The sequence below is a fragment of the Vibrio sp. YT-19(2023) genome (assembly GCF_033337395.1).
Genome location: NZ_JAWOQN010000983.1, coordinates 1 through 549, shown reverse-complemented (window position 1 = coordinate 549; position 549 = coordinate 1). Strand labels below are relative to the sequence as shown.

The 549-nt window shown below is 43.9% G+C and carries 1 protein-coding gene; it reads right to left on the bottom strand.

What is annotated here, in order from left to right:
- Positions 1 to 549, bottom strand: a 549-nt coding sequence (locus R7E78_RS29565; protein WP_318059073.1) for a methyl-accepting chemotaxis protein, incomplete at both ends; no start/stop codon positions are given.

The window sequence follows — 549 nt, the reverse complement described above, 5'->3', positions numbered from 1 at the left end:
ACTTGGCGTAGGTCGTTTTGCATTTTAGTCGTTGCATCTGCCAACTCGCCCAGTTCATCGTTACCAATCAATTTACGATCGATGTCTTTAGAAAGGTCACCTTTCGCAATCGAGTTTGCTTGTTCCACAACAAGTTGTAGTGGGCCACAAATCAAACGCGTTAGAACAAGCGTCATAACAATCATGATCACTAGAATGGTCACGTTGCTCGCGATGGATGAGTTGCTCAAACCGTTCACTGAAGAAAGGATGTGATTTTTGTTGCTGTCCATTGCGACTTTCAACAAGCGGATTAGCTCGTTTAGATCAGAATCGACGGCTTCGAAGTCGTTTAAAGAGTTAGATAGAACAGCGAGCGCTTCGGTTTTGTTGCCTGCTAACATCGACTCATTGTATTGGTCCATAGTAACCAAGTACTGTTTCCATTGACGCATTAGGCGTTGGAACGTTTGTTGTTCTTCACCTGGCCAAATGGTTGAGCCGTAAGCTTCAAGTTCTTTGCTGATCTTTTCGCGTTCACGGATGTTACTTGCGATTTTGTTTCTGATC